The 6,706-nt window shown below is 56.3% G+C and carries 5 protein-coding genes and 1 pseudogene; 5 read left to right on the top strand and 1 reads right to left on the bottom strand.

Annotated elements, in window-relative coordinates; all coding sequences use genetic code 11:
* The first annotated feature begins 132 nt into the window (after window positions 1-132).
* From PG888_RS10245 to frdD, 5 genes and pseudogenes are all read left to right on the top strand, one after another.
* Window positions 133-2,010 (top strand): annotated as a pseudogene (locus PG888_RS10245) (methyl-accepting chemotaxis protein).
* 509 nt (window positions 2,011-2,519) lie between these two features.
* Window positions 2,520-4,304 (top strand): fumarate reductase (quinol) flavoprotein subunit, encoded by a 1,785-nt coding sequence (gene frdA, locus PG888_RS10240; protein WP_182938040.1) that lies wholly within the window; start codon window positions 2,520-2,522, stop codon window positions 4,302-4,304.
* Window positions 4,297-5,031 (top strand): succinate dehydrogenase/fumarate reductase iron-sulfur subunit, encoded by a 735-nt coding sequence (locus PG888_RS10235; protein WP_042063912.1) that lies wholly within the window; start codon window positions 4,297-4,299, stop codon window positions 5,029-5,031. The genes frdA and PG888_RS10235 overlap by 8 nt, the downstream gene beginning before the upstream one ends.
* A 16-nt stretch (window positions 5,032-5,047) precedes the next feature.
* Window positions 5,048-5,446 (top strand): fumarate reductase, encoded by a 399-nt coding sequence (locus PG888_RS10230; protein WP_042063913.1) that lies wholly within the window; start codon window positions 5,048-5,050, stop codon window positions 5,444-5,446.
* Window positions 5,447-5,456: 10 nt separating this feature from the next.
* Window positions 5,457-5,813 carry a fumarate reductase subunit FrdD gene (gene frdD, locus PG888_RS10225; RefSeq protein ID WP_042063914.1) on the top strand — a complete coding sequence of 119 codons (357 nt, stop codon included), beginning with the start codon at window positions 5,457-5,459 and terminating at the stop codon, window positions 5,811-5,813.
* 137 nt (window positions 5,814-5,950) lie between these two features.
* Here frdD and PG888_RS10220 read toward each other — a convergent pair whose 3' ends face one another.
* Window positions 5,951-6,700 (bottom strand): substrate-binding periplasmic protein, encoded by a 750-nt coding sequence (locus tag PG888_RS10220; protein WP_112781803.1) that lies wholly within the window; start codon window positions 6,698-6,700, stop codon window positions 5,951-5,953.
* Between the last annotated feature and the right edge of the window lie 6 nt (window positions 6,701-6,706).

Below are 6,706 nucleotides of genomic sequence, written 5' to 3'. Positions count from 1 at the left end.
ACTACCTGAAGCAACACCGCTTATATACCCGCACACTTGGAATTATTTGAGTCTCTAAAAATGAGGGGATCTCTGAGCTCATAACAATAATTAGTTTCCAACACTCAGACTGACGCTCACAAGGATGTAATTATGAACTTATCCATTAAAAACAAGCTGGTCCTGGCTATAGGTATCATCATTCTGGTGATCACCGGCCTGCAGGTCTGGTACAACACCTCACAACTGCGCAGTGAAACCCAGCGTTTGATCTGGAATACCATTGACGAAAGCTCGATGGCCAACGTCAAGGGTATCTCTCGCTGGGTCGACTCCAGAGTAAGCATGGTCAGTACCACCAAGGAGGCTTTTACCAAAGAAGATGAGCCCATCAGCCATCTGGCCCAATCCATGAATGCCGGTGGCTTCGACCTGGTCTATGCCGGCACCGCAGACGGCAAGATGATTCAGAGTAAACCCACCAACCTGCCTGCCGGTTATGATCCCCGTCAACGTCCCTGATACAAGGATGCGATGGCAGCAGGCAAGCTGGTCATCACCGCGCCCTATGCCGATATCTCCACCGGCCAACTGATCGTCACCATCGCCGAGCCGTTCCAGCGTGGCAACACCCAGGGGGTCATCGCCGGAGACGTCTCTATCAGCGCCCTTATCTCGGACATTCTGGCGGTTACCACCGAGGGCACTTACGCCATGCTGGTCGACAGCAACGGCACCATCATCGCGCACCCCGATGCCTCCATGAGCCTGAAACCCGCAACTGCGCTGGCCCCTGAGTTGACCGCATCCTATATCAACCAGATCGCCCATGACGGCATGATCAACGAGCTAATGATCAGCGGCAAGAAAGAGGTCTTTGACTTCAACGCGATCCCCAATACCAACTGGTATTACGGCATGATGGTGGATGACGAAACCGCCTACCAGTCGGTACGCAGCATGGTCACCTCCTCCCTGATTCAGGGGCTCATCACCATACTGATCGTGGCTGGCTTCTCCTATGTCGCCATCAACGGCTCGCTGGCCCCCCTGAAAACCCTGGGCGAGGCGATAGCCGATCTCTCCCGTGGCAACGGCGATTTGACCCGCCGCATCAAGATCGAACGTGAAGATGAGGTGGGCGCGGTTGCCAAGCACGTCAATACCTTCATCGACCGCATCCATGTGATGGTGCAGGATATTTCCAACTCCTCCGGCCAACTCAACCAGCAGGCCAAGTCCTCCCACAGCATGGCGGAGAAGGCCAATCAGGGGCTGGCACGCCAGCAAAACGAGATCTCCCAGATCGCCACTGCGGTGCACGAGATGTCCGCCACCGCGATCGAGGTTGCCAGCAACGCCGAGCAGACCGCCGAAGCGGCCCGCAGCTCCTCCAGCAGTTGCGAGCATGGCAAACAGGTGATCGCCCGCAACCAGCGCTCCATCACCGATCTGGCCACCCAGGTGGAGCAGGCCTCCAACATCATTCAGGAACTGGAGAAGAACGCCCAGGAGATCAACACCATCCTCTCCACCATTCAGGGCATCGCCGAGCAGACCAACCTGCTGGCGCTCAACGCCGCCATCGAAGCGGCGCGTGCCGGTGAACAGGGCCGTGGTTTCGCGGTGGTGGCCGATGAGGTGCGCGTCTTGTCACAGCGCACCCATAGCTCGACTGTCGAGATCCGCAGCATGATCGAAACCCTGCAACGCAATACCCAGGGTGCGGTCAGCACCATGCACGAAGGCCAGCAGTTGGCCCAGAACAGCGTGGATGACGCCAACAACGCCACCCATGCGCTGGAACAGATCACCACCTCGATCAACCAGATCTCCGACATGGCGACCCAGATCTCCAGCGCAGCCGAAGAGCAGCGGGCCGTCACCGACGAGGTAAGCCGCAATATTCAGGCGGTCAAAGATGTGTCGGACGAACTGGCAGTGGATGCAGACAGTTCACGCCATCTCTCTGAACAACTTAAAAATATTTCGGGTGAACTGAGCAATCAGGTCGGCATGTTCCGCATTTGAGCATGAGTGAAAGGGGCCGTACAGGCCCCTTTTATTTTTCTAAATAGCGCTTAATTTTCAGTGATTAATCTCATATTACCCGCCAAATCCCCGGCCCTGAAATCCTTGTGATTCATCTGGATTTATCCAATTACCTCCGTAGCAGTCGCCGCAATTCGGATTATTTATTTTTATCCAAATTAATAAATGCCAATAATTCTCATTAAAAAATTACAATAAAAAACTTAAAATTTTTTTCGTGAGTACCTAAAAAGAGAGGTGATTCGCATTTTATTGAAAGAAAACTACGTACAATCCAGAAGTTAAAGTATGCGTAGCAAGGTGTTCAACTGCTCAGTAACACCAAAAAATGGCGATAATAACGACATTTTCATCCAGGGATTTGGGTGTTTTATAGAAAAATAACCAATAAAAATGGAATAAAACCTAGCAGTTTGACTTGCATCAAGCCTGAATTTTTTTCATAGAGCAAAATCGTGCCCAGCAAATCTATCCCTAAGGAGGCAGATGTGGATATTATCAAGACCGATGTTGCCATCATCGGTGCCGGTGGTGGTGGCCTGCGTGCCGCAATCGCCATTGCAGAAGCCCACCCGGAGCTGGAAATCGCCCTGATTTCCAAGGTCTATCCGATGCGCAGCCATACCGTGGCAGCCGAAGGTGGCGCCGCAGGCGTCGTGCGTGATGACGACTCCCTCGAAAACCACTTCAATGACACTGTCTCCGGTGGTGACTGGTTGTGTGAGCAGGACGTAGTCGAATACTTCGTCAACAACGCCACCAACGAAATGATCCAGCTGGAGCACTGGGGTTGCCCCTGGAGCCGCAAGCCGGATGGCAAGGCCAACGTCCGCCGTTTCGGCGGGATGAAGATCCCGCGCACCTGGTTCGCCGCAGATAAATCCGGTTTCCACATTCTGCACACCCTGTTCCAGACCTCCATCAAGTATCCGACCATCAAGCGCTACGATGAGCACTTCTGTCTGGATCTGATCGTGGAAGATGGTCGCGTTCAGGGCGTACTGACCTTTGATATCCAGAACGGTATCACCCGCTTTATCCAGGCCAAATCCGTGGTGCTGGCGACTGGCGGTGCCGGTCGCGTTTACCGCTACAACACCAACGGTGGCATCGTCACCGGTGACGGCATGGCGCTGGCCTACCGTCACGGCGTACCGCTGCGTGATATGGAGTTCGTCCAGTATCACCCGACCGGTCTGCCGGGCACCGGCATCCTGATGACCGAAGGTTGTCGTGGTGAGGGTGGCATCCTGCTGAACAAGGATGGCTACCGCTACCTGCAAGACTACGGCTTGGGCCCGGAAACCCCGGTTGGCCAGCCGAAGAACAAACACATGGAGCTGGGTCCCCGTGACCGTCTCTCCCAGGCATTCTGGCAAGAGCAGCAGAAAGGCCGCGTGATCCAGGGCCCGATGGGGGACGTGGTTCACCTCGACCTGCGCCACCTCGGCGAGAAGTACCTGAAAGAGCGTCTGCCTTTCATCTGCGAACTGGCCAAGGCCTACGTGGGTGTGGATCCGGTCAAGGAGCCGATCCCGGTACGTCCGACTGCCCACTACACCATGGGTGGTATCGAAACTGACGGCAAGTGCGCAACCCGCATGCCAGGCCTCTACGCCGCTGGCGAGTGTGCCTCCGTTGGCCTGCACGGTGCCAACCGTCTGGGTTCCAACTCCCTGTCCGAAATCGTGGTATTCGGCAAGGTGGCCGGTGAACAGGCAGCCGACTTCGCGGCAACCCAGCAGCACGGCAACACCGAAGCGCTGGTCGCCAAGGCCGAGCAGTTGATCAAGCAGCACCTCTCGCTGATGGATATCGACGGGACCGAAAACCCGGCCGACATCCGCAATGAGCTGGGCATGTCCATGGAAGCCGGTGTCGGTATCTACCGTACCGAAGAGCTGATGCAGGGCACCATCGACAAGATCAACGAGCTCAAAGCCCGTTACAAGAAGATCAAGATCAACGACAAGTCCTCTGTCTTCAACACCGATCTGCTGTACGCCATCGAACTGGGCTACATGCTGGACGTTGCCGAAGCCATGGCTCACTCCGCCATCAACCGTAAAGAGTCTCGTGGTTCCCACCAGCGTCTGGACGGTTATGAGGAGCGTGATGACGTGAACTTCCTCAAGCACACTCTCTCCTTCTATGCACCGGAAGGGGCCCCGACCATCGATTACTCCGATGTGAAGATCACTAAATCCCAACCGGCAAAACGTGTGTACGGTTCCGAGGGTGAGAAACAAGACGAGGCTAAGAAGAATGGCTGAGATGATCGAAATTGAAATCCTGCGCTACCGTCCGGAGCAGGATAACGAGCCCTGGATGCAAACCTTCCAGGTGCCTTACCTCAAAGAGATGTCCCTGCTGGATGCGCTGCAGTACATCAAGGATCACCTGGACTCTACCCTGAGCTTCCGCTGGTCCTGCCGGATGGCGATCTGCGGCTCCTGCGGCATGATGGTCAATGGCGTACCCAAGCTGGGTTGCAAAACCTTCCTGCGTGACTATCTGCCAGGCAAGATGACCATTGAACCGCTCAACAACTTCCCGATTGAGCGTGACCTGGTCGTCGATATGTCCGATTTCATCGAGAAGCTGGAGAGCATCAAGCCCTACATCATCCCGAGCGAACCGCGCAGCCTGTGCGATGGCGAGTACACCCAGACTCCGGCGGATATGGCGAAGTATCACCAGTTCTCCATGTGCATCAACTGTGGTCTGTGCTACGCAGCCTGCCCGCAGTATGGCATCAACAAGAAGTTCACCGGTCCGGCGGCACTGGCTCTGGCCTATCGCTACAACGCCGACAACCGCGACAGCGCGTCCAAAGAGCGGATGAAGATCATCAGCCAGGACGAAGGTGTCTGGGGTTGTACCTTCGTGGGCTACTGCTCCGAAGTGTGCCCGAAAGGCGTGGATCCGGCCGCAGCCATCCAGCTTGGCAAGGTCGAGAGCGCCAAGGACTACATGATCGCCATGTTCAAGCCAGATTGAGATCAGGAATGAGACCATGAACAACACCAATAGCAAACGTAAGCCTTACGTCCGCGAAATGAAGAAAGACTGGTGGCTGAAGAATGCCTTCTACACCGGTTACATGATCCGTGAAGGCACCAGTATCTTCGTCTCCATCTACGCCGTTGTGCTGATGTGGGGTCTGATGCGTCTGGTTCAGGGTCAGGAAGCGTTCAACGGCTGGCTGGAATCCCTGCAAAGCCCGATCGCCATCCTGTTCCATGTCATCGCACTGGCGGCGTGCCTGTTCCATGCCAAAACCTGGTTCGCCCTGGCGCCGAAAGCCATGCGTATCTTCCGTGGTGAAGACCTGGTACCGGAGAAGCCGATCGTTCTCGCCCAGTATGTGGCGCTGGCGGTGGTGTCCCTGCTTGTCCTGATCATCGTGGCCTGAGGAGAAATCAATGAGACGTTCTGACGAACCAATTTACTGGGGTCTGTTTGGTGCGGGTGGCATGGTCGTTGCCATGCTGCTGCCGGTCATTGTCCTCATCACCGGTCTGCTGGTACCCATGGGTATCATGGACGTGGAAGCCATGAGCTATGACCGCGTGCACGCGTTCGCCAGCTCCTGGTGGGGTGCCTGCATCCTGCTGGTGATCATCGCCCTGCCAATCTGGCACGGCATGCACCGTATCTACCACGGTCTGCACGATCTGGGGATCCACACCACCAAGCTGCACCACTATGTGTTCTATGGCTTTGCCTTCCTGGTATCTGCCATTACCGTCGGCCTGCTGATGGTGCTGGTACTCCAGTAATCACATTTGACTGATTGACCAAACCGGGCCTCGTGCCCGGTTTTTTATTGTCCCTGATTAACCAAAAGGGCCAGCCGGTTTGCACCGGCTGGCCCTCTGTTCATCTGCTCCCCCTGAATGACAGCAATCCTTCGTAATTACTCCATCGGTGGCAAGAAGCGGCGCATCACCTCATCCCCATGCCCTCCTTCCTGAAACGCCACCAGCGCCTGATTGAGGGTGTTCACCAGCTCATGGGCGCGAGGGGAGCCCTTGCTCACCAGCAGATAGAATCCCTTGCGGCTGGGCAGGACAAGGTTGAGCAACCCGCTCTCGCTGCGGTAGATGCCAAGGCTGATACCACTCACCAGCGGTTCGATTTCACTTGGCAAAAAGTCGCAGCGATCCCGCCCCATCATGTCCAAAGCCTGCTGCAACTGCTTGACCCGGCGTGGCTCCTGCGCAATCCCGTAGGGTGTGTAGTTGTAGCCAATCACCCCGCACACCCGGGAACGATTGACCGTCTGCAGATCCGGCGGTTCGGGGTAGCGGCGCTTGAGATAGAAGAAACCGAGGTGGGTGTAATAGAGGGGCACGCTGTAGAAGGCAAACTCGGCCCGCTCCGGCTTGTAACTGGCATCCCAGGTCAGCTCGCACAGACCATTCTGGCGATAATCCGCCAGCTCCTGCTGCACCCGCGCCCAGGGCAGATAGCGGATCTGGTGCGAGAGCCCGCTCTGTTGCAGGGCATCGAGCACCAGCGTCGTCGCCGAACCGGTCAGGCGGCTGGTATCGGGCACCCCGTCCTTGCGCTCCCAGTAGGTAAAGGGGGCCCACTCGTTGCCCTCCCCCAGACAGATCTTCACTGGTGGCTCTTGCCCCCATAGCGCGGGGGACAAGATGGCCATCGCCAA

It is taken from the genome of Aeromonas sp. QDB23 (assembly GCF_027707745.1).
Classification (GTDB): domain Bacteria; phylum Pseudomonadota; class Gammaproteobacteria; order Enterobacterales; family Aeromonadaceae; genus Aeromonas; species Aeromonas allosaccharophila.
The sequence above is the reverse complement of the archived record's forward strand: the minus strand, read 5'-3'. Positions and strand labels throughout refer to the sequence as shown.